Genomic DNA, 22,067 nt, shown 5'->3' on the forward strand with positions numbered 1-22,067 from the left:
ATGCAATACGGCATCAAGTTTTCGCATAGCGGCTCCGGCCGAATCCGGGCATTCGGCCTGCTGACTCTGCTGCTCTGCGCGTTAGCGCCGGCTCCGGCCTCGACTCAGGAAAACCCGTACCGGGTCAAAGCCGCCTTTCTGCGCAATTTCGCCCATTATGTGGTCTGGCCGGACCAAGCCTTGCCGGACAACGGTGCCCCCTGGTGCGTCGGCATCCTCGGTCCGGACCCGTTCGGCGAGATTCTGGACGATACCTTGCGCAACCGCACCGAGCAAGGCCGCGGCTTCCGCATCGTTCGCGCCCAGCGGCCGGCGGAATTGCCGGCTTGCCAATTGGTTTACATTGCTTACCCGGAACCTTGGCAACGCCAACAAGCACTCGCCGAATTGCGCAACAAGCCGGTATTGACGATCGGCGACGCGCCGGATTTTCTCGACGCCGGCGGAGTCGTGGGCTTCGTTGTGGATGACCGGGTGGGCATGAGCATCAATCTGGACCAAGCGCGAGCGGTTTCGCTGACCATTCAAACCAAGATGCTGGAGGTGTCCACCAGCGTCCTGTTCAACGGCGCCTTGCGCCGGATGAGGTAAGCAATGCCGATGCGATTGAACATTCACCACCGGCTATCTCTGATATTGTGGGGATCGGCTGTCTTGATCTTCATATTGCTCGGCGGCGGTTTGCTGATATATCAAAACCTGACTTTGGAGCAACGGGTCCATCAGATCATGGAACCCTACGCAGAATTGATCGCGGTCGGCACCGACAGCGCGGTGGCTTTCGAGGACGGCCAACGCGCCCAGGAAATTCTGGATACGCTGAAACACAATCCGCAATTGCTGGGGGCACACATCGTCCTCAGCGACGGCCGACTGCTGGCTCAGCTCGGCAATCAGGCTGAAACCAATTTCGCCGGCCTCGACAACCGCGACGGCATTTATCTGGCTTCGGCTCATGCCGACTGGGTGCAAACCCTCCCCAGCGGCGCCCGTCTGCGCCTGAGCATGAATCTGAAACAATTGAACCGCGAAACGCGTCAGACCCTGTGGTTATTCGGCGCCGGGGTCTTGATCCTGATGGGAGTTACCTGGAGCCAGTTGATGGTTTTGCGCCGCACGGTGGTAAGGCCGATCGCGGCGTTAACCGAAGCCACCGAGCGGGTGCGAGCCGAAGCCGATTACCGGCAACGGGTGCCGGCCGACGGCAACGACGAACTGGCCCGGCTCGGCCGCAATTTCAACGCCATGATGGCGGCGATTCAACAACGCGACGACGCCTTGCACCAGCTCAACCTGTTTCAACGCACTATTCTGGACAACGCCGCCCACGGTATCGTATCCACCAACTGCGACGGCATCGTCACCAGTTTTAACCCGGCCGCGGAACGGTTGTTGGGCTACCCGGCCGCAGAGGTGGTCGGGCGGGCAACACCGGCGTTGTGGCACGATAGCGAAGAGATCGCACTCTGCGCTGGCGAGCTCTCGGCGCAATTCGGCCAAACCATAACGCCGGACTTCGGCGTGTTCACTGCCCTGGCGCAATATCATTCGCCTGAAGAACGCCAATGGACGTTTATCCGCAGCGATGGCAGCCGCTTGCCGGTCAATCTTTCGGTGACGGCACTGCGCGACGAAAGCGGCCGTATCGGCGGTTTCGTCGGCTTGTTTTATGATCTGTCCGAACGCAAACAGGCGCAACAGCGTTTGCAATTGCTGAGCTTCGCACTGGACAAAGTCAGGGAAACCATCCTGCTGATGGGCGAAAACGACCCGCGGTTTTTGTACGTCAATCAAAGCGGAGCCCATACCCTGGGTTACAGTGTCGCCGAATTGACAGGGGGTATGAGCGTGTACGACATCGACCCGACTTGGACGCCGGAAATGTGGCGAGAATTCTGGCCGCAGTTGTTGGAACACCGGCAAATTCAGTTCGAATCCATGCATTGCACCCGTCAAGGCCGCGTGTTTCCGGTGGAAATCACCGGCAACGCTTTCGAGTTCGACGGCAAAACTTACAATTTGGCGATCTGCCGCGACATCAGCCAGCGCAAGCGAGCCGAAGAAGAACTGCGCCATTACCGCGACCGCTTGGAAGAAACCGTGCAGCACCGTACCGAAGAACTGCAAATGGCGCGAGACGCGGCGGAAACTGCGAATAAAGCCAAGAGCGCATTCCTGGCTAATATGAGCCACGAACTGCGCACACCGTTGAACGCGATTCTGGGATTCTCCAGCCTGATGCGTAAAAGCGCACAACTGGCGGAGCGCGATCTGCGCAATCTGGACATCATCAATCGTAGCGGCGAACATCTCCTCAGCCTGATCAACCAAGTGTTGGAAATGGCCAAAATCGAATCCGGCCAAGTACCGTTGGCGGAAGCGACTTTCGACCTGCAGGCGATGGTCGACGACGTGCTGAACATGATGCGCGCGCGCGCCACCGAAAAAGGGCTCAGCCTGGCGCTCGATCGGGCATCGGCGTTTCCGCAGTTCATCGTCGGCGACCAATCCCGCTTACGCCAAGTCTTGATCAATCTGGTCGGCAATGCTTTGAAATTCACGTTCAAGGGCGGCGTCACCGTTCGCCTGCGCAGCAAACTTAACGCCACTGCGCACCTGCTGATAGAGGTAGAAGACACCGGCATCGGTATCGCCGAGCAAGACCGGCAACGCATCTTCGAACCCTTCGTCCAGATCGGCCAAACCGCCGCGAGCAAAGGCACCGGTCTGGGCCTGAGCATCACCCGCCAATTCGTACAATTGATGAACGGCAGTATCGGGCTGGAAAGCGTCGAGGGCCAGGGATCGCTGTTCCGAGTCGAACTGCCGCTACGCATATCGGAACCGGCCAAAGGCGCCCCTCAGCAGGCCGCGGCAGACGAACGCGAAGTGTTGGGGCTGGCACCGGACCAACCTGAGTACCGGATTCTGATCGTCGAAGACCAGACCGACAATCAACTGCTGCTTTCCTGGATCTTGGAAGCCGTCGGTTTCAAGGTCAAATTGGCCGAAAACGGCCGGGACGGGGTGGAACTGTTCCAAAGTTGGAAACCGCACCTGATCTGGATGGATCGGCAAATGCCGGTGATGGACGGTCTGGAAGCCACCCAAACCATTCGGGCCTTACCGGGCGGCAATGCGGTAAAAATCATCGGTGTGTCGGCGTCGGCATTTGCCGAACAGCGCGACGAAATTTTGGCAGCGGGCATGGACGAATTTATCGGCAAGCCCTACCATCCGGCCGAAATCTACGATTGCCTGGCCCGGCAATTGGGGGTACGTTACCGCTGTGCCAATGCGCCGGCCACCGAGACGCCGGCCTTCAGCACGGAGAGCCTGCGCAAGCTGCCGGCTGCGGTGCGCTACGATCTGGAAAATGCCTTGAAAAGCCTGGAAAACCAACGTATCGCCGACGCCATCGGCCAAGTCCGGGCGCATGATGAGCAACTGGCCGCAGCACTGGCGCTGCAGGCCGAAAACTATAACTATCCAGCGATATTGAAAGCATTGCGAGCCAATCGAGGCGATTCGACATGACCAGCCGTCAATCCAGAATTCTTGTCGTCGACGACACCCCGGCATCGCTGAAGCTGTTGTCGGAACTGCTGCGGGCGGAAGGCTACGTGGTCCGCTCCGCCATCGACGGCGAATTGGCACTGGAATCGGCGTTCGACAACCCACCGGATCTGGTGATGTTGGACATCATGATGCCCGGCATCGACGGCTTCGAAGTCTGCCGTCGGCTGAAAGCGCACCCGGCCACGCGGCAAGTGCCGGTCATCTTCGTCAGTACGCTCTCGGAAACCGAAGAAAAAGTACAAGGCTTCCATTTGGGGGCGGTGGACTATGTGTCCAAGCCTTATCAGCGCGAAGAACTGCTGGCGCGGGTGCGGACCCATCTGGAAATCGAACGCCTGCGCAACCGGCTGGAAGAGGCGGTGGCGGAACGCAGCAGCCAACTTTACCAGAGCGAGCAAAAACTCAGAACCACGCTGGACGATTACATTTCAGCCCACACCCAATTGCACACCCTGCTGGATACCATTCCCGATCTGGTCTGGCTGAAAGATCCGAACGGGGTGTATTTGACCTGTAACCTCCAATTCGAACGCCTGTACGGTGCCGGCGAAGCCGAGATCGTCGGCAAAACCGACCGCGACTTCGTCTCCGCCGAACTGGCCGACTTTTTCCGCGACAACGACCAAAAAGCAGTGCGGGCCGGCAAGGTATGCGCCAACGAGGAATGGCTGGAATTTGCCGACAACGGCTACCGCGGCCTGTTCGAAACCCTGAAAACTCCGGTACTGGACCGAAACGGCAAGTTGATCGGCGTGCTGGGTATCGCCCGCGACATTAGCGAACGCCGGGCGGCCCAGGCCAAAATCCAGCGCCACATGCAACTCTACGCCGCATTGAGCCGGTGCAATAAAGCCATCGTCCAGTCCGCCGACGAGGCGGACCTTTTCCTCAGCGTTTGTCAGGCTGCGGTGGAATTCGGCGGCATGAAGATGGCATGGGTCGGCCTGCTGACTGCCGACCGGAGCGCGCTTCGCCCATGCGCCAGTTTCGGCGAGGGCGCCGACGAACTGCAAACCATCGACATGGCCTTGACCGCCGGCAGCACCTTCGGCCGCAGTCCCACCAGCGTTGCGATCCGCGAACAACGGCCTTATTGGTGTCAGGACTTTCAAAACGATCCGTTAACGCTGCCATGGCGAGCCCAAGCGCTAAAAGCCAATTGGAAAGCGTCTGCCGCTCTGCCCTTGCACCAGGGCGCCGGCGTGTTCGTGTTGTATGCCGACGAAGTGGACGCTTTCGACGCCGACGCCCGCGGCCTGTTGCTGGAAATGGCTACCGACATTGATATTGCGTTGGACAACTTCAGCCGCCGCAGGGCCCAGCAACAAGCCGAAGCCGAAATAGAGCGGCTGGCATTTTACGACCCGCTGACTGGCCTGCCCAACCGCCGCCTGCTTTACGACCGCCTGCATCAGGCCATCGTCGCCAACGCCCGCGCCGCCAGCCACGGTGCGGCGCTCTTCATCGATCTGGACAATTTCAAGACGCTGAACGACACCAAAGGCCATAACCACGGCGACTTGTTGCTGGTCGAAGTGGCTCGCCGTCTGGAAGACAGCGTACGCGAAGGCGACACCGTAGCCAGGCTGGGAGGCGACGAGTTCGTCGTGATTTTGAACGGCCTTAACGCCGATCCGGGGCAGGCTTCGGCCCAAACCAAAATGATAGGCAGCAAAATCCTGACCGCGATCAGCCGCCCCTACCCGCTGCAAGGCTACGAGCACCATTGCTCGGCCAGCATGGGCGTCGGCTTGTTTCGCGATCCGGATACCACGGTAGAAGAGCTGCTGAAATGCATCGATACCGCGCTGTATCAGGCAAAACGCAGCGGCCGCAACAGCATGCAGTTTTACGACCCGGCAATGCAACAAGCGCTGGAGACCAAAGCCGCGCTGGAAAACGACTTACGCCGGGCACTGGAAGAAAACGGTTTCCTGCTCTATTTTCAGCCGCAAGTCGACCAGGACGGCAACATTGTCGGCGCCGAAGTCTTGATCCGTTGGCAACATCCGCAACGCGGTCTGGTCGGGCCGGCGGAATTCATCCCGCTGGCCGAGGAAACCGGGCTGATTGTGCCAATCGGCAATTGGGTGGTGGATAGCGCCTGCGCCCAGTTGAAAAATTGGGAGGGCCGAGCCGGATTCGACGGCCTGCAACTGGCGGTCAACGTCAGCGCGCCGCAATTTCGCCAGGCCGATTTCGTCGCCCAGGTCCGCCGGACGATTGCGCGTCACGGACTCTGTCCCAGCCGCCTGAAACTGGAACTGACCGAAAGCCTGGTGTTGGCCGATATCGACGATACCATCGTCAAAATGCAGCAACTCAGGGAAAGCGGCGTCAGTTTTTCGATGGACGATTTCGGCACCGGCTATTCGTCGCTGTATTACCTGACCAAGCTGCCGTTCGATCAGTTAAAAATCGACCGTTCCTTCGTGCACAATCTGGGCGTGAGCCAAAACGACGCGGTCATCGTCCAAACCATCATCGGCATGGCCGACAATTTGGGTATAGAGTGCTTGGCCGAAGGCGTCGAAACCGAAGAACAGCTCGCCTTTCTGAAAGCCCACGGCTGCCATTTCTACCAGGGCTTTCTGTTCGGCCGGCCGCTGCCGCTGGAACAATTCCAGGCCCGGTTACAGGAAGCCAGCGACCAACCGACAAACCTCGACCTACGCCTCTTGGATAGCCGCCCCTAGCGGGGTCTTGCCGCTGGGCGTCCTAGTTCCTGGCGTTCTACGGCTTTGGTCCGGCCGGCGCGCAGACCTCAATCTCTCCGCATCCATCCCGAATTTTCATCCGCTGACGCTTGCATTCGGCCCCGTCCGGCTCGAGCGTTCGCGCGGGAATATATTTTTGCTTGACTTATAATTGCGAATCATTATCATTTGTATCAAATGCTATTGCTTCTCTCGCGGTGGCATCTCCGCATCTTCGGTCTCGTTTGGAGAATGCGGTTTTTTAAGCCCGTTAATCCGGTGTCCTCGCTAACAGTAAAGCGGCCGCCGGGTTAGCCCCCCTGACAACGAGGTCTCTATGGACGAAGCCGAAACCACGGCCGGATCACAAGCGGAATTGACCCGTTTGCATGCGACCACCTGCCTGTTGATGACTCAGTTCATCAGCGGCCGGCACTGCCCGAAACTGTCGCAGCAAATCGTCAGCCAGCTCGGTCATTTGTTATCTCATCCGCAATCGCAAACGCGGTCAGAAAGCCGCGAGCTATACCAACAACTACTGACGCACTGGCAAGGAGTGACCCAACAATTGATAGACCATAAGCAGCAACAGCGGCAAACCGCCGTTTACCACTGAACCTTGTTATGAATGAGCTTAACCCTAAAAACAAAGACGTTCGAATCTCCGCCACCGTCGCCAACCGCCCGCGCCTCAGTACCCGCGAGTTGTTCGCCGCCCAGAGCGAAGTGATTATCGAGCACCAAGGCGAAGAATATCGCTTACGCATCACCAGCAACGGCAAATTGATTTTGACCAAATAAACCGTAGTACCGCATAGCCAGCCAACCGGACGGTAGCCAGCCAAGCGTAACCAACCCACGCAATAGTCGAGGCTATATGACCGTCAATCTGTGTTTTCTACAAGCCATCGCCGTAGCAACCAGTCCGCAACGGCAACCCACGTTCCGCCATGCCGGTTCGCCGCCGCAGCCTTCAGCATCCGGCCATTGGCTCGGTCTGAGCTTGGTCCTTGCCTTGCACATTGCCGGTCTATGCCTGATTCCGGACAGCCAGCCCGAACCCAAAATCACGCCGCCGCAGGCCATCATGGTGAACTGGATCGCCGCGCCGGCCGCCAAAGCGCCTACTCCGACTCCGCCGCCGGCAGCCGCCCAAGCGAAACCGGAAGCGGTCAAACCCAAAGCCAAACCCTTGCCTCAGGTTGCCAAACCGAAACCGATACTGGCCACGCCCAGCGAAACCGCCTCGCCGATCAGCCTGCCGGCCGATCCGCTGCCCGCACCCGCACCGCCGGCACCTGCCGCCGTTTCGACAGCAGAAGCCGCACCGGCCGCGGCCAAAACCAGCGAAACCGACAACAATCAGGCGCCATTGACCCTGCCCAATCTGAACGCCGACTACCTGAACAACCCGCCGCCGGCCTACCCGCCGATCTCGCGCCAATTGGGCGAACAAGGCAAGGTCTATTTGCGGGTCTTGGTCAACGTCGAAGGCAACGTCGATCAAGTCACGTTACGCAAAACCAGCGGCCACGAACGCCTGGACGCCGCCGCGCAGGAAACCGTCAAAAAATGGCGTTTCGTGCCGGCCAAACGCGCCGAACAAGCCGTCGCCGCTTGGGTGGTAGTACCGATTTCATTCAGCCTTGAGGGATAAAGCCATGTCGTTCAACCAAAATATCAGTCATTTTTTGTCGCAAAGCGACGCCGTCGGCCAAACCCTGTTCGGGCTACTGCTGTTGATGTCGGTCACCAGTTGGTATTTCATCGCCGTCAAAGCCTGGCACGGCTTGCAGGCGCGGCGAAACAGCAAACATTTCCTGAACCAATTCTGGAATGCCGCCTCGCTGGACGAAGTCGCGCACTCGCTGCATCAACACCGCGACGACGAACCGTTTTCGCATCTGGCTTACCACGCGATCAGCGCCAGCCGCCACCACGCCAAGCACGGCAAACAACGCCTGCAGGAAGCCGGTTCCGCCAGCGAATTTCTGACCCGAGCCATGCGCCGAGTCATAGACGAGGAAACCGCCAAGCTGGAATGGGGCCTGACCGTACTGGCCTCGATCGCCAGCACCGCACCGTTCGTCGGCCTGTTCGGCACGGTCTGGGGTGTTTACCACGCCTTGATCGGCATCGGCGAAAGCGGCCAGGGTTCGCTGGAACAAATCGCCGGCCCGGTCGGCGAAGCGCTGATCATGACCGGCCTGGGCTTGGCCGTGGCGATTCCGGCCGTGCTGGCCTACAACGATTGCGTCCGCTCCAACCGGGTATTGCTGGCGCAACTCGACGCCTTCGCCCACGACCTGTTCGCGTTTCTGACCACTGGTTCGGCCATCGCATCCGGCGCCGCGCCGGCCAATCCCGCCCAAAAACTGACGCTGGTTAGCGTGGGAGCGGAATAATGGCCTTCGGCAACTTCGACCAAAACAAAGCCGGCGGCCATTCGATGGCCGAAATCAACATGGTGCCGCTGATCGACGTGATGCTGGTGCTGTTGGTGATCTTCATGATCACCGCACCGATGATGACCCACAGCGTCAAAATCGACCTGCCCAAGGCCAGCAGCCAGGTGCAACCGCCGACGCCGGTCGAGCCGGTGAATCTGGCGATAAATGCCGACGGCCAATTGTTCTGGAACCGAGACGCCGTCAGCCGCGAGCAATTGCAACAACGCTTGCAGCCGCTGGGCCAGCAAGCCGACGCCCCGGAAGTGCATATCCGCGCCGACCGCAACGTGGCTTACCACTTTATCGCCGAAACCCTGGCCGACGCGGCGAATGCCGGCGTCAGCAAGATCGGTTTCGTCTCGGAGCCGGAGAAAAAATAGTACGCAAAATTCCGACCTTTGCCGGTTTTGGGATGTCTGGCGTAGGCGAGGTAGGGACGCCGCGTTGTCATGGTATGAACAGTAAAACGCCGTTACGTCAGATATCCCAAAGCCGGCAAAGACACATGCCGACCGCTTTCGTGCCGCTGCAAACCGGCCGGCGGTGGACAACCGAGCACTGGTAGCAACGATGCCGCCAGCCGTTGCGCCGATCTGCCCGGCGCCTGGCTGCGCGGCGCAGGACACCGACAAGGACCCGTCGGCCGACAAGGATGTCACCCTACACGGATAAATTAACAGCCGGCACCGAATAGCCGGCAAGCAGTACCAACCGAAACAACCCGCCAGCCCCCTAGCCGTCGCGCCAGGCAGCCAGCAGTAACCACTGTATGCCATGGCAACCAAACTGAATTACTCATCGACAACCCTCGGCCGCTGCCCCTGTGCGGCCTGCGCCGAATCTGCCGAGACTTGCAGCCGCGCCGCACTGTGCACGCTGCTATGGCTGCTGGCCGCTACGCCGTTGGCGGCCGAGCCCGTCGAAGCCGAAGTCGTCGAGGCGCCCGAAGAACTCGAGCTGGAAACCGTCACGGTCAAAGCTCAAACCGAAAAATCGGCCGCCACCCCGCCCGGCACCCAATCGACGATAGACGCCAAAACCATCGAGCAACGCATGATCCGCAATATCAAGGATTTGATCCGCTACGAACCCGGCGTCAACGTCGGTAACGATCCGCAGCGCTTCGGCGCCAGCGGTTTTACGATCCGCGGCCTGGGCGGCAACCGGGTGTTGATGCAGATCGACGGCGTGCGGCTGCCGGAAGCTTTCAGCATCGGCTCGTTCTCCAACGCCACTCGCAACGCGGTGGACATGGATGCACTGAAGGCGGTGGAAATCGTGCGCGGCGCCGGCCCGGCCGCTTACGGCGGCGACGCCATGGGCGGCACGGTCAATTTCGTCACCAAAGACCCGCGCGACTACTTGAACGTGTTTGGCAAGGACTATTACACCGGCCTGAAACTGAACTACAACACCACCGATAACGGCTTTACCCAAACCGCCACCTTCGCCGGGGCGCTGGGCGGCTGGGAGAGCATGGCGCTATTCACGCACATGGCCAGCAACGAAACCGACAACAAGGGCACTGTCGAAACCCTGGGCAGTACTCGTACCACGCCCAGTCCGCAGGACAACGGCAATTACAACCTGCTGACCAAACTGCTGTACCGGTTCGATGATGACAACATCTTGCGCCTGAGCGGCGAATGGCTGCACAGCCGTTCCGATGTGGATGCGTTGTATATGCGCGGTCCCGACATCAGTCTGCGCACGGTCAACAGCATGCTGACCACGGATACGCAATCCCGCTGGCGATTAACGCTGGACCACACCCTGAAGCATCTGCACACCGCGTTGTTCGATGACGCCCTGTGGAAGTTTTACACCCAAAAGTCCGCCACCGGCCAAATCACCCTGCAAGACCGCACCGCGAGAACCGACGGCAATACTCTCACCGAACGGATTTTCGATTTCGCCAATGACGATTTCGGCGGTGAGTTGAAACTGGGCAAAAGCTTCGATTGGGCGGACACACACCACCATCTGCAATACGGCGGCCAAATCAGCCAAAACAGCATCGCCCAGCTACGCGACGGCAGCTATGCCTGCATCAGCGGCTCATTCCATCCGGTCAGCGGATTACCGACCGCCACTTGCCCCCAAGGCCGGATCAGCAAAACGGTCACACCCGACGAATTTCCGGTGCGGGATTTTCCGCTGTCCACCGTCACCAAGGCCGGTGCTTACCTGGAAGACACGATCGAGCTTTTCGACAAACGCATCGAGCTGATACCGGGCGGCCGCTGGGAATACTTCCGCTTATTGCCAAAAGTGGATTATCTGTTCCAGAAAGCCTCCGATGCCGCGGTCGCGGAAGGTGCCGATCCGGTCATTCCCAGCATCATCGACGCCTCGGCCTTTTTACCCCGGTTCGGCGCCCTGTTGCACCTCAACCAGGTGTTCACCGTGCATGGCCAATACAGCCACGGCTTTCGCGGCCCGAACTTCAGCGAGAGCAACCTGGGCTTTACCAATGTCACCGGCGGCTACAGCAATCTGCCTAATTTCAACATTCAGGCCGAGACCAGCGTCGGCGCCGAGGTTGGCCTGCGCGGCCAAGGTGCGGCCGGCCGGTTTGATGTCAGCGTCTACCGTAACGATTACCAAAACTTCATTTATAACGCGGTGATTTGCAACCCAGCCAGCGCAGTTTGTCCGCCGCTGGGCTTCACCACCTATCAGAACATCAACAGCCCCGACCCGATCCGGATTCAAGGCGTCGAGTTGAAAAGCCAGTGGTTTCTGGACTGGCTGCACCCGGCATTGATTGGCAGCAGCCTGTTGTTCAGCGGCGCTTACACCCAGGGCAAGAATCTGCGTACCCAACAACAAAACGACGATGCCCTGCGACAAATCAGCCCGATGAAAGCGGTCGTCGGCCTGCGCTACGACCAACCCGACGGCGATTGGGGCAGCGAACTGAATCTGACCCTGGTCAGCGCCAAGCGAGGTCAGACCGCACCCAGCGACGCCCTGTTTCTACCCAACGGCTATGGCGTACTGGACTTCAATGCCTACTACAACGTTAGCCAGCATCTGTCTTTCAACGTCGGGGTGTTCAATTTGCTGGACAAAAAATATATCGACTGGGAAGACATCAACACCCGCGCCGGCGACCCGCATACCACCTTGGGCAATTTCGCCGACGCCCGTTATTGGGCCGACCGCTATTCCCGGCCGGGCCGCAACCTCGGCGTCTCCATGAAACTGGCATTTTGATCGAGGACAAACCGATGAGCACAACAGCCAGGGCCAAACAGGCGGCCCAACGCAAACTGGAAACCCTGTTCGGCGATCTGCTGGATCACGACGGTTACGGCGACTTGCGGGTAGAAATGCGCCTGCTAAAACGCGGCCAGAAGGAAGTCATCATTTACTGCGGCAAACAGTATCGCTACGTCGTGGACTTTCAAGCACGGGATACGGCCAGCGTAAATCGCTCGGCGAAATCCGCTGCGGAGCCCGGAAAACCGGATTGATTTTTAAATTTCCGCCACCGCAACCACAGACGCGGATCGCCGGCACGGGGCCGAAGCGGCGGAAACAATTTTTGGCAAAACCAGCGCGGCGTCTTCACGGCGAAGAGCAACGCTAATTCAATCAAGCATAGGAAAGCATTATGAAAACGACTCATCAACTGACTTTGATCTCCGGCCTGTTATCGCTGTCCGGCGCGGCCTTCGCGGATATCACCAACGGTCCGAATCCCTACGCCGCCGGCTACGGTTTCGACACCCCCACCGAAGCGACTTGGGGCGGCTGGACTCGCGGCGATGCCGGCACGCTCTACGCCGAATGGGATACCTTTATTGACAGTACCTATCCCGGCACTCGCACCGCCGCACCCGATGTCGGCAGCGCCGGCACCAGCAACGCCAATATCGCCTGGAATGCCGGTACCTTCGCCGCCGGGTCGGGCAATCTCTACAGCTTCAGTGTCATTGAAGACTTCACGGCGTCGTTAAGCGGCAGCACGGCGTCAGGCCCGCTACGCGTAGCCCTGCAATTCGAAACCTGGGGCGTACCAATGGATTACGACAGCATTTTGCTGAACGGCGCTGCGCCGACCTATGTCGACACGACCTATTTCGAGGCCAACTATGCCAGTTCTTTCGGCCCTGTCGATCTGGTCCAGTATCTGGCGATCTGGGATCTGCCAACCGCGGCGGCCAGTTACGCATTCGACTTCAACAGCGCCGAACACAGCATGAGCCTGGCCCAGATCGCAATCGACATCGGCCCGAATACCGGCCCAATTTCCGGGGTACCGCTGCCGGCCGCAGTGTGGATGTTCGGCGCCGGACTGATGGCCGTACTGGGCGTCAATCGTAAAAAAGGCTTGGCGGCCTAGGCCGCCGTTTGCGCTTGGCGCCGTCGGCGCCAAGCCCGACTACCGCGATGCCCGCCACAGCGGCATCGCATTTTAGCAACCGGAGTTAAACATGATGCTGAATACGACCGCTACCCAAAACGCCAGCGCCGCCTACGAATTGAAACTGGCCTGGCGCGACCTGTTGGCCGACCACCCCCATCTGCGGCCGCGCGACGCAGCCAGCAGCCTTGGCGTCAGCGAGGCCGAACTGGTCGCGACCGGCTGCGGCGACAACGCCGTCCGGCTGCGTCCGGACTGGCCGGCTCTGATCGATGCCGTCGGCGGGCTCGGACCGGTGATGGCCTTGACCCGCAACGACGTTGCCGTACACGAAAAAACCGGCCGGTACGAGCGGCTGCGTTTGTGCGGCGATCTGCTGTTGGTGTCCGGGCATAACCTAGAACTGTGTCTGCTGACCGGCCGCTGGCATTCCGGCTACGCGGTGACCGAGCAAAGCCGGATCGGTCCGCGGCAGAGCCTGCAGTTTTTCGACGCCGAAGGCGAGGCCGTGCACAAGATCTACCTGACCGAACAGTCCGATGCCGGGCGTTACCGGCGCTTGGTCGCCACCTTCGCCGCCGCCGACCAAGCGCCGACGGTGGAGCCCCTGAATATTTCCAGACCCGCCGATATCGACTGGGCGACAACCGAGCGCCTGCCGGAGTTATGGCAACGTCTGAGCCGGCCGCTGGCCGGCAGGCTGCAAACAGTCGGCTTCATCTCCGGGCAACAATTCCGGGAACTGCTGCAGCAATTGGCGCGGCTGGCGATGCCGCTGCAAATCCTGGTCCCCAGCCCCGGCACGCTGCAGTTGCACACCGGCCCGGTGCAGAACCTGCGGATTACCGAGCCTTGGTTCAACGTGCTGGATCAGGGCTTCAATTTGCATCTGAACGAAAAAGGCGTGGCCGAGACCGCCATCATCCAGCTCGGCCACGGCCGGCACACGCTGCGCGGTTTGCTGTTACGCGACCGCCTCGGCTACACCGCGGCGACCGTTTTCGGCGCTTACGACCCCGTCGACGGTGAGAGTCTGTTGTGGCAGGAATTCATCGACGCCCTGCCCGGCAATCGTATTTTCAATTAACGGCCCGGTCGTCTCCGGGCACAGGATAAGACCATGAATCCAAAAACGATAGACCTCGACCAAATCCGCCAAAGCTACAACGCGTTGGCGCAAAGCTTTTCCTCGGTCTTGCTGGCCACCGTCAGCGCCGACGGCGAGCCCGAAGCCAGTTATGCCGCCTATCTGCAACACGACGGCGACTACTACATCTACGTCAGCGAGTTGTCGGCCCACACCCGTAACCTGCTCGCCAACGGCAAGGTCTGCTTGCTGTTCCTTGAGGACGAGGACAAGGCCACGCATCTGTTCGCCCGCCAGCGCGTCACCTACCACTGCAAGGCCGGCGAAATTGAGCGCGACAGTGCTGCCTTCGACGACCTGATGAGTCTGTTTGAAGAAAAATTCGGCGCCTTCATCCGTCAGTTGCAGAGCATGCAGGACTTCCATTTGTTCCGCATCCAGCCGCAGCGCGGCAGCTTTGTGCAAGGCTTTGCCAAGGCATTTGCGATAGAAGGCGACGATCTGAGCCAAATCCGCCACATGAACGATGTCGGTCACAAGTCCCGCGCACCGGTTGAAGCGCCGGCATAAGCGGCAGGGATTTGCAGATGAAACTCAGCCTATCGCTAAGACTTGCCGGCCGAAGCGCACTCGCCGCGCTGGTCTGGCTGGCGGCCGCCACGCCGGTATCGGCCGCCGCACCGGCCCGCATCGTTTCGGTCGGCGGCGCGTTGACCGAGATTGTCTACGCCCTGGGCGGCGAGGCGCGTCTGGTCGGCGTCGACAACACCAGCCTGACCCCGGACGCCGCCAGAGCGCTACCGCAAGTCGGCTACATGCGCACGCTGTCCGCCGAAGGCGTGCTGTCGCTACGCCCCGACTTGCTGCTGGCCAGCGCCCACGCCGGGCCACCGGCGGTGTTGGCGCAATTGCACGCAGCCGGGCTGCGGATCGAAACCCTGGCCGAGGATTATTCCGCCGCCGGCATCGCCGCCAAAATCGATACGATTGCCGGCTTGCTGGAACGGCCCGAACGCGGCCGGGAACTGGCCGGGCAAGTGCAAGCGGACTTCGCGCGGCTGGCGCAGTGGCGTGCGCAACACAGCGAGCAACCCAAGGCCTTGTTTTTGATGGCGGTCGCCCACGGCGCACCGCTGGCGTCGGGCCGCGGCACCGCCGCCGATGCGGTGTTGGAACTGGCCGGCGCCCGCAATGCCGCCGCTGAATTGCAAGGTAACAAACCTATCAGTACCGAGGCGATGATCGCTGCCGCGCCGGAGGTGATTTTGTTGACCGACGTCGCAGCCAATGCCATCGGCGGCCTGGACGCGTTCTACCGACAACCCGGCATTGCTCAAACTCCGGCCGGACGGAACCGCAACATCCGGGTTGTCGATACCTTGGCCTTGCTCGGCTTTGGTTTGCACAGCGGTCAGGCCATCCTGGATCTGGCGATGCAACTGCACGGCGAGCCGGCGGTTGCCGCCGACGCGGGAGCCAATCGATGACTGCCTGTTCCGCAACCGAGGCCGCAAGACCGAGCCAGTGGCTGAAACCGGCCTTGAGCCGGGCCGGCCTGTGTTGGCTGCTGGCGCTACTATTGGGTTTGGCGGCCTTGGCTGCGCTGGGTAGCGGCGCGGTGGCGATCTCGGCCGGCCAGGCCGCCGCGATTGTTGCCGACCGCTTCGGTATCGCCCTGCCCTGGCCCTTCGCCGCCGAACAACAAGCGGTGCTGTTGGCGATCCGCGCGCCGCGTCTGGTGCTTGGCCTGCTGGTCGGCGCCGCCTTGGCCGCATCCGGCGCGGCGATGCAGGGCTTATTCCGCAACCCGCTGGCCGATCCGGGCTTGATCGGCATCTCCAGCGGCGCGGCGCTGGCCGCGGTGGCGGTGATCGTGCTGCGCGACAGCTGGTTCGGCGCGCTGGCCGGCGCATTCGGCGCCTATTTATTGCCGGTCGCGGCCATCACCGGCGGCTTTGCCGTCAGTTGGCTGGTCTACCGGCTGGCCGACAGCGGCGACCGGCTGGACGTGGCCTCACTGCTATTATCCGGCATCGCCATCAACGCCCTGGCCGGCTCCGCCACCGGCCTGCTGGTTTATCTGGCCGACGACGACCAATTGCGCAGCTTGACTTTCTGGAGCCTGGGCAGCCTGAACGGCGCCGGCTGGGACGGCGTCATGTTGGGTGCGCCGTTTTTACTGGCGAATCTGCTGCTGTTACCGTGGCTGGCCGACGCGCTGAACGCATTGCTGCTCGGCGAGGCCGAAGCCGGCCATCTCGGATTTCCGGTGGAACGGATCAAGACCGGGGTGGTGGCCTTGGTCGCGCTCGGCGTCGGCACCGCGGTGGCCTTGTCCGGCGTGATCGGTTTCGTCGGCCTGGTGGTGCCGCATTTGTTGCGGCTGGCGCTGGGTCCGGATCACCGCTGGTTGTTGCCGGCTTCCGGCTTGCTCGGCGCCTTGTTGCTGATCTGCGCCGACTATCTGGCCCGCAGCTTGGCGGCGCCGGCCGAGATTCCGATCGGCATCGTCACCGGCCTGCTCGGCAGTCCGTTTTTTCTGTGGCTGCTGTTTCGGCAAAAACTGATGGGGCGTTGACATGCTGCAAGCAATCGATCTGAACTTGCGCGCCGGCCCGAAAACCTTGCTGGCCGGCGTGACGCTGGAACTGCGTCCCGGCGAAGTGCTAGCCGTGGCCGGCCCCAACGGCGCCGGCAAATCCAGCCTGCTGCGGGCCTTGAGCGGCGAACTGGCGCCAAGCGCCGGCCAAGTGCTGATGAACGGCCGGCCGCTGGCCGACTGGCCGCCCAAGCAAGCGGCGCGCTTGCGCGGGGTGTTGCCGCAAAGTTCCGGTCTGGCCTTTAGGTTTAGCGTGCGTGACGTGGTTTTGATGGGCCGCAGCCCGCAACGTAAAACCCACAGCGCCGCGCGAAATCTAGCCATCGCCGAACAAGCTTTGGCGCTGACCGACACCGGCCATCTGGCCGAGCGCATCTACACCACGCTGTCCGGCGGCGAGCGGCAACGGGTGCAATTGGCGCGAGTGCTGGCGCAAATCTGGGAGCCGCAACACCCGCTGCAGCGCTACTTGCTGCTGGACGAGCCGACCTCGGCGCTGGATCTGGCCCACCAACACGCCGTGTTAGCCATCGCCCGCCGTTTTGCCGACCGGCAACAGGCCGGGGTATTGGCGGTGTTACACGACCTGAACCTGGCCGCGCTCTACGCCGACCGCATCGCCCTGCTGCGCCAAGGCCGCTTGGCCGCCATCGGCACCCCGGCACAAACCTTGAACAGCACGTCGATCCGGCAAGTGTTCGACTACCCGGTCAGCATCGCCAGCCACCCGCAACACCCGCAGGCGCTGTTAGTAATACCGCAACGGCAAGCCGCGCCCGGCATGCCGGCGCAATGAGAGCGTCGGTCCATGCGGCTGGCGCTCACTTGAGCCGAGGAATACCCGTTTTAGCGTGTTCGGAGGAATACGTTAACAAAAGCCGCCAGGGATGGCGGCGACTTTTTGTGAGAGACCAACGGCTAACGGGCGTGGGGGCGGTGGATTGGAGGTGGAGCAGATAACGAAGACCGTGACGCGAACGACCCAAAGCAGCCGTAGGCATCAAAACAATACCAACGACAGCTCTATACTCGGAAACAGACAAATAGTTTATAAATCTCGGCACTGTTATTTGTACTCGTTACAACTAGAAGCAATTACAAATAAAGTCTGAAAATGTTAATGTAAGTTTCTGTAGTTTTCTTATTCATGGTTTGTAGAAGGTTCTCTATTCATAATCGCTTTGAGTTGCTCACCTAAATCGCTACCAAGAGAAATATACGCGCTAGCTTGATCAGGTTCAAAAAATATATCTCCGGTGCTATCGTGGGGAAAATCTTTGTTACTGAAAATATCCAATAGGCCAGCAGTTTGAGTTGGAAAATGATCTGGACCATAATTCAACGTAACGCAAGAATAGCCATAGCCTTGGGAGGGCCTTCCAGAATTTGAGCACCCCTTGTCGACCAACTGTTGCGTTGAAGCTGTATTAAGATTTTTTTTATTCACCGACAATTTTACGTACCACAATTTCTGGGTTTTCTCATCATTACGATTACAATGTTCTCCTACATTCTTGGCGTTACAAATCCACCCTTGAAAAACCGAGACTGGTGCATCCAGATAATCAAATAGTCCCATTTTCAACTCAGGAATATCAATTAAGATATTATGCTCACTCCATAAATGTTGGCTGGTCTTCGATAGACTAGAAAAAACAGCGTAGTGCCCATTGTATTCGCTTGGACTTTCCTGTTCGGCATCTAAAACAATAATTTCTTTCGTGCCCCTTCTTATTAAAGAATATAATCCAAGATTATCATCCGAATGAGCGCCATCAGATAGATACAAAAACGGTGCATTTGTATCGTAACCGCCGTTATGTAGCCAAGCTAGTGGCGCTGGTAACAGTCGATGTAAATATCTATCATTATCAGGTACTCTTGGATTATTAACATATTGCCCTAAACCTAAATTCAAAAAGCTAAGGGCTAAATTTGATAACGTACCAACACTATCAACCGCCGCGCCAGAAATTGCCACTTGGCGCGATAATTTGATTTCTTCAAATCCAGGACAACTTTGGTTGTCACGTTCTTTACAATAACTCCACCAAGGCGAGCCTTGGTATGCTGGTGTAAATTCATAAACGGTTTGTTGCAATTGATGCTGTGTACCAAATAAATCAGAATCCCTAAACCATTTAAAGCTCAACATGCTAGGGTCGTAAACCGCCGTAGTATTCATGATCCAAAATGGTAAATGCTTGCTTTTCATTATGGCGTAAAGATCAGCTAATTTCTTTGGGTCTTCGCCACCAGAACGAGCCACTGGGAGATTGTCTGCATTCGCATAGCTTTTTAGTGGTTTACCAGGAATTGGATATAATCCATAATCCCTTTCGATACCTTTTCGATAGTAGAACTCCGCTAAGTTCATATTAATCTTCATATCAAAAACGCCATTTGCTAACCAACTGATTGGTGCAACAGGTAAAATAGCTAAGCCCTTTGCGATAAGCTCAGGAAAAAATAACCATTCATTATCCTGGGACCAAGTTACTAGGCGGCCATGGGTATCCAGATGATGAAAGAATGGAAATTCGTTATATGTATCCTGCTCATCTTCGAATCGACAATATACTGATCCGTTTTTGTCAATATCATTCCTATCCAAATTAGCTAATTTAACATCTTTACAAAAGTAATCACGTTCATTCGTCTTATATCCATAGCGCCTAAAAAATAGATTTCCTAAAGGGTTATCCCAGTTCGGATTATTATCCTCCTTCTGCTGTAGATATTTCTCGGACCAATAATGCTTGCTATAAAACCAATATGCTGCATAACTACCTCCAGAGACAGTAGACATCACATCGACTTTATCCAGTAAACCTCCCCTATTTAGCGCCTCTAGAAAACCAATTCCAACAGATGCTGCGCGCTGCCCCCCACCAGAAAGAGCTACTCCAAGCTCTGGAATACTGTCTAATTTACCTGACTGGGATCTAGTTTGGTAATATTCTTTCTCGATTGAAGTTATGTTGCGCCAACAATGTTTATCAGTTGCTGAACAATCTTTTACTTCATCCAGCATTAATAATGCTTGCTTAGCTGAAGAACCACATCCCGAAAGACTTAAGAAAACTAAAGTCAAGGCAATTCTTATTTGAGTGGATGTCATGGGCTAAATATTTCCGATCAATAATTATGATTTAGTTTTTACGGGTAATTAATAATTTTATAGCTCCCTTATTATTAAAGTAGCGCCCCGTCATATCGTTAGCGAAAAAGTATAGTTTTCCGCTTTGTTCAATTTTCGTAATGTTACCATCTTCGTTAAAAACAGGAAAAGTATATTCGTCATTATTTACTGATCCAACCAAAGCATACCAAGGCGCCTCACTAGATCTCTTATATGCTGATCCAAACCAGCCAATAATTTTCATGAATGGATTAGTCCAACCGCCCTCAGGATCATCTAAGCTGGATGCGATTGAACCATCTTTCCAGCCCTCACCAAGTTCTATAATTTGAAATTGGTACTCTTGATCCTTTTCTACAGTAATATGGCTATTATTTAATGGCTTACATGCACAAATATCTATATGCTTTTCAGAGTTTATTGTATCTAAAACAAATGGCTCTTCATTATTAAGCTCGCGAGAGCAGGAAGGATGAGAGTGATCACAAGTATCTGGATGAGGCTGAAGATAACTACATCCACAAATAAACATTAAAATTAGAAGAAGAAATCCAAAAACAATCGACCTCATATATTATCCTTAAATTTTTTTAATAATTTTAAATAAGTGTTTTGTTTCCGGTTAAGCCATGATAAATATCCAAAAATCTTTCGATTACCAGCTACAATAGAAGCAAATACAACTTACCCATCATTTTAACGAATTACCCACTTGGAAGGTAAATTCTGTAAATTTTTTCACAAAAAAAATTTCGACACAGATTATAAATGCCTAATCATCTAAATGGTAGTTTTGGCGTGGAATAAACGATAAATGTATTAGTCATTGTTTAGTGGCCGTTTATGGTCTGAAAATTGACATTCACATGAATAGTTTTGGGTTGATGCAATGACGGCTCTTGACCGATCACTGCCCTCGGCAGCCGTAAGATGCACTTATCGGATGTACCGCGCAACGAGAGACGTATCGTTCGCGAGCTACCTCGATTGAAACACCTCGCCACCCGCCACATCCTTTAGCTCCATGCGTCATTTCGCCTCATAAACGGTGTAAGCCCAATAGTCCTTGCCGGGGCGCAGGCTGCAGCGCCAGCCCTGGGCGCGCAGTTCGCGGCCGATCAAATGATTCATCACGCCGTGTCCCACCAACGCTACGCTGCCGTGAATATGGGCATAATCGATCAATCGCTGCGCGGCCGAGCGGGCACGGCGTTTGGCTGCGGCGTAGGATTCGCCGTTGCGGGAAAAGCCGGCCAGCCATAGCAGGCGCAACACGGTCAGCCACACGGCCGCCGGCAGGCGAATCCGGCCATGGCGAAAGTGCGGCAATTGGGCTTCGCCGAACAGGGCATCGGCGACCGGATTTTCGCCGAATCCCAGTGCCTGGGCCGATTGCCGGGAACGCGGCAGATCGCTGCATAAGGCCATGCCAATGTCTTTTAGCGCTGCACTGGTTGCCGGCGGCGGCGCATCGACGATGCCGGCGGCGCGGTAAGCATCGGCCAAGCGCGCCAGATCGGTCGCCCGCAAAACGCCGGTCAGCGCTACGCTCGGCCGGCCGTGCCGCAGCAAAACGATGCGTACGGGTGGTGGCGCCGTCATGGATACGGCTCGCCGTTGTTATGGGTAAACTGCCAACCGCCGGCCGTGCCGACTGCTCGCAAGTCGTCGTCCGGATATTCGACCCGGTCGCCCGGCGTGCGGTCGCCGATTTCCAGATAGAGCACGTCGTCCGCCGATTCGTTGACCAAGCGATGGGCGTTGCCGCTGCCGGCCTGGAAGCCGGCGCACATGCCCGGCGCCAGCGGTGTCGCGCCCTCGTCGGTATACAGCGTCGGCGTGCCTTGCAGTATGTAAATAAATTCGTCCTGCTTGGCGTGGGCGTGGCGCAGGGCGGAAATCGCGCCGGGTTCCAGTTTGGTCAGGTTAACGCCGAAGTTTTGCAGCCCGAACGCGTCGCCGAGCGGCGTCTTTTCCCGCCCCGCCAAGCGGGTGCCATGTAGATCGAGAATGGCTTGGGGATACAAGGATTTTCGCGGCCGCGGCGGCACTTGCTCGGCGGCAACGGCGACGGGGAACGGTAGTTCGGTCATATGGATAACTCCGGAAACGAGCGGCAAGGCGACAGATTAGCCGACAAAC

The 22,067-nt window shown here is 57.8% G+C and carries 20 protein-coding genes; 16 read left to right on the forward strand and 4 right to left on the reverse strand.

Annotated elements, in window-relative coordinates:
- The 16 genes from C2U68_RS01970 to C2U68_RS02045 all read left to right on the forward strand — a co-directional run bounded on the left by C2U68_RS01970 (position 1) and on the right by C2U68_RS02045 (position 17,579).
- Entirely contained in the window at positions 1-591 is a 591-nt protein-coding gene (locus C2U68_RS01970) for a YfiR family protein (RefSeq protein ID WP_140910829.1), read from the forward strand.
- Between the two features lie 9 nt (positions 592-600).
- Positions 601-3,537 carry a PAS domain S-box protein gene (locus C2U68_RS01975; protein ID WP_260839178.1) on the forward strand — a complete coding sequence of 979 codons (2,937 nt, stop codon included), beginning with the start codon at positions 601-603 and terminating at the stop codon, positions 3,535-3,537.
- Complete coding sequence (locus tag C2U68_RS01980; protein ID WP_140910831.1) at positions 3,534-6,275, forward strand: EAL domain-containing protein; 2,742 nt, start codon at positions 3,534-3,536, stop codon at positions 6,273-6,275. The genes C2U68_RS01975 and C2U68_RS01980 overlap by 4 nt, the downstream gene beginning before the upstream one ends.
- Positions 6,276-6,612: 337 nt before the next feature.
- A complete protein-coding gene (locus C2U68_RS01985) occupies positions 6,613-6,891 on the forward strand; it encodes a hypothetical protein (RefSeq protein WP_140910832.1) in 279 nt (92 codons plus the stop codon).
- 8 nt (positions 6,892-6,899) lie between these two features.
- Entirely contained in the window at positions 6,900-7,076 is a 177-nt protein-coding gene (hemP, locus tag C2U68_RS01990) for a hemin uptake protein HemP (RefSeq protein ID WP_140910833.1), read from the forward strand.
- A gap of 76 nt (positions 7,077-7,152) precedes the next feature.
- Positions 7,153-7,932 (forward strand): energy transducer TonB, encoded by a 780-nt coding sequence (locus tag C2U68_RS01995; protein ID WP_140910834.1) that lies wholly within the window; start codon positions 7,153-7,155, stop codon positions 7,930-7,932.
- 4 nt (positions 7,933-7,936) lie between these two features.
- The gene (locus C2U68_RS02000; RefSeq protein WP_140910835.1) at positions 7,937-8,680 is read left to right on the forward strand and encodes a MotA/TolQ/ExbB proton channel family protein; all 744 of its coding nucleotides are present in this window, start codon (positions 7,937-7,939) and stop codon (positions 8,678-8,680) included.
- Entirely contained in the window at positions 8,680-9,105 is a 426-nt protein-coding gene (locus C2U68_RS02005; RefSeq protein WP_140910836.1) for an ExbD/TolR family protein, read from the forward strand. Before C2U68_RS02000 ends, C2U68_RS02005 begins: the two co-directional genes overlap by 1 nt.
- Positions 9,106-9,499: 394 nt before the next feature.
- Complete coding sequence (locus tag C2U68_RS02010; RefSeq protein ID WP_140910837.1) at positions 9,500-11,944, forward strand: TonB-dependent hemoglobin/transferrin/lactoferrin family receptor; 2,445 nt, start codon at positions 9,500-9,502, stop codon at positions 11,942-11,944.
- Between the two features lie 14 nt (positions 11,945-11,958).
- Entirely contained in the window at positions 11,959-12,204 is a 246-nt protein-coding gene (locus C2U68_RS02015; RefSeq protein WP_140910838.1) for a hypothetical protein, read from the forward strand.
- Between the two features lie 140 nt (positions 12,205-12,344).
- Positions 12,345-13,076 (forward strand): VPLPA-CTERM sorting domain-containing protein, encoded by a 732-nt coding sequence (locus C2U68_RS02020; protein WP_140910839.1) that lies wholly within the window; start codon positions 12,345-12,347, stop codon positions 13,074-13,076.
- A 91-nt stretch (positions 13,077-13,167) separates the two neighbouring features.
- Complete coding sequence (locus C2U68_RS02025; protein WP_140910840.1) at positions 13,168-14,184, forward strand: ChuX/HutX family heme-like substrate-binding protein; 1,017 nt, start codon at positions 13,168-13,170, stop codon at positions 14,182-14,184.
- Between the two features lie 33 nt (positions 14,185-14,217).
- The gene (locus tag C2U68_RS02030) at positions 14,218-14,754 is read left to right on the forward strand and encodes a HugZ family protein (RefSeq protein WP_140910841.1); all 537 of its coding nucleotides are present in this window, start codon (positions 14,218-14,220) and stop codon (positions 14,752-14,754) included.
- A 17-nt stretch (positions 14,755-14,771) separates the two neighbouring features.
- Positions 14,772-15,671 (forward strand): hemin ABC transporter substrate-binding protein, encoded by a 900-nt coding sequence (locus C2U68_RS02035; RefSeq protein ID WP_260839179.1) that lies wholly within the window; start codon positions 14,772-14,774, stop codon positions 15,669-15,671.
- Positions 15,668-16,762 (forward strand): FecCD family ABC transporter permease, encoded by a 1,095-nt coding sequence (locus C2U68_RS02040; RefSeq protein ID WP_140910843.1) that lies wholly within the window; start codon positions 15,668-15,670, stop codon positions 16,760-16,762. Before C2U68_RS02035 ends, C2U68_RS02040 begins: the two co-directional genes overlap by 4 nt.
- Positions 16,763-16,766: 4 nt before the next feature.
- Positions 16,767-17,579 carry a heme ABC transporter ATP-binding protein gene (locus C2U68_RS02045; RefSeq protein WP_409563841.1) on the forward strand — a complete coding sequence of 271 codons (813 nt, stop codon included), beginning with the start codon at positions 16,767-16,769 and terminating at the stop codon, positions 17,577-17,579.
- Between the two features lie 345 nt (positions 17,580-17,924).
- Here C2U68_RS02045 and C2U68_RS21375 read toward each other — a convergent pair whose 3' ends face one another.
- The 4 genes from C2U68_RS21375 to C2U68_RS02065 form a co-directional block, all read right to left on the reverse strand.
- Entirely contained in the window at positions 17,925-19,904 is a 1,980-nt protein-coding gene (locus tag C2U68_RS21375) for a patatin-like phospholipase family protein (protein WP_140910845.1), read from the reverse strand.
- 31 nt (positions 19,905-19,935) lie between these two features.
- A complete protein-coding gene (locus C2U68_RS02055) occupies positions 19,936-20,496 on the reverse strand; it encodes a hypothetical protein (protein WP_140910846.1) in 561 nt (186 codons plus the stop codon).
- Positions 20,497-20,954: 458 nt separating this feature from the next.
- A complete protein-coding gene (locus tag C2U68_RS02060; RefSeq protein ID WP_140910847.1) occupies positions 20,955-21,527 on the reverse strand; it encodes a phosphoglycerate mutase family protein in 573 nt (190 codons plus the stop codon).
- Positions 21,524-22,018, reverse strand: a complete 495-nt coding sequence (locus C2U68_RS02065; protein WP_140910848.1) for a cupin domain-containing protein — start codon at positions 22,016-22,018, stop codon at positions 21,524-21,526. The genes C2U68_RS02060 and C2U68_RS02065 overlap by 4 nt, the downstream gene beginning before the upstream one ends.
- Positions 22,019-22,067 lie beyond the last annotated feature (49 nt).

Source organism: Methylomonas koyamae, from assembly GCF_006483455.1.
GTDB classification, from domain to species: Bacteria; Pseudomonadota; Gammaproteobacteria; order Methylococcales; family Methylomonadaceae; genus Methylomonas; species Methylomonas koyamae_B.

Excerpts from the sequence above, each read along its gene's own strand:
- C2U68_RS01975 (WP_260839178.1), top strand. The coding sequence starts at position 601 with ATGCGATTGAACATTCACCACCGGCTATCTCTGATATTGTGGGGATCG.
- C2U68_RS01995 (WP_140910834.1), top strand. The coding sequence starts at position 7,153 with ATGACCGTCAATCTGTGTTTTCTACAAGCCATCGCCGTAGCAACCAGT.
- C2U68_RS02055 (WP_140910846.1), bottom strand. The coding sequence starts at position 20,496 with ATGAGGTCGATTGTTTTTGGATTTCTTCTTCTAATTTTAATGTTTATT.
- C2U68_RS02065 (WP_140910848.1), bottom strand. The coding sequence starts at position 22,018 with ATGACCGAACTACCGTTCCCCGTCGCCGTTGCCGCCGAGCAAGTGCCG.
- C2U68_RS01970 (WP_140910829.1), top strand. The coding sequence starts at position 1 with ATGCAATACGGCATCAAGTTTTCGCATAGCGGCTCCGGCCGAATCCGG.
- C2U68_RS02060 (WP_140910847.1), bottom strand. The coding sequence starts at position 21,527 with ATGACGGCGCCACCACCCGTACGCATCGTTTTGCTGCGGCACGGCCGG.
- C2U68_RS02035 (WP_260839179.1), top strand. The coding sequence starts at position 14,772 with ATGAAACTCAGCCTATCGCTAAGACTTGCCGGCCGAAGCGCACTCGCC.
- C2U68_RS02000 (WP_140910835.1), top strand. The coding sequence starts at position 7,937 with ATGTCGTTCAACCAAAATATCAGTCATTTTTTGTCGCAAAGCGACGCC.
- C2U68_RS01980 (WP_140910831.1), top strand. The coding sequence starts at position 3,534 with ATGACCAGCCGTCAATCCAGAATTCTTGTCGTCGACGACACCCCGGCA.
- hemP (WP_140910833.1), top strand. The coding sequence starts at position 6,900 with ATGAATGAGCTTAACCCTAAAAACAAAGACGTTCGAATCTCCGCCACC.
- C2U68_RS02040 (WP_140910843.1), top strand. The coding sequence starts at position 15,668 with ATGACTGCCTGTTCCGCAACCGAGGCCGCAAGACCGAGCCAGTGGCTG.
- C2U68_RS21375 (WP_140910845.1), bottom strand. The coding sequence starts at position 19,904 with ATGACATCCACTCAAATAAGAATTGCCTTGACTTTAGTTTTCTTAAGT.
- C2U68_RS02010 (WP_140910837.1), top strand. The coding sequence starts at position 9,500 with ATGGCAACCAAACTGAATTACTCATCGACAACCCTCGGCCGCTGCCCC.
- C2U68_RS02015 (WP_140910838.1), top strand. The coding sequence starts at position 11,959 with ATGAGCACAACAGCCAGGGCCAAACAGGCGGCCCAACGCAAACTGGAA.
- C2U68_RS02025 (WP_140910840.1), top strand. The coding sequence starts at position 13,168 with ATGATGCTGAATACGACCGCTACCCAAAACGCCAGCGCCGCCTACGAA.
- C2U68_RS02005 (WP_140910836.1), top strand. The coding sequence starts at position 8,680 with ATGGCCTTCGGCAACTTCGACCAAAACAAAGCCGGCGGCCATTCGATG.
- C2U68_RS01985 (WP_140910832.1), top strand. The coding sequence starts at position 6,613 with ATGGACGAAGCCGAAACCACGGCCGGATCACAAGCGGAATTGACCCGT.
- C2U68_RS02030 (WP_140910841.1), top strand. The coding sequence starts at position 14,218 with ATGAATCCAAAAACGATAGACCTCGACCAAATCCGCCAAAGCTACAAC.
- C2U68_RS02020 (WP_140910839.1), top strand. The coding sequence starts at position 12,345 with ATGAAAACGACTCATCAACTGACTTTGATCTCCGGCCTGTTATCGCTG.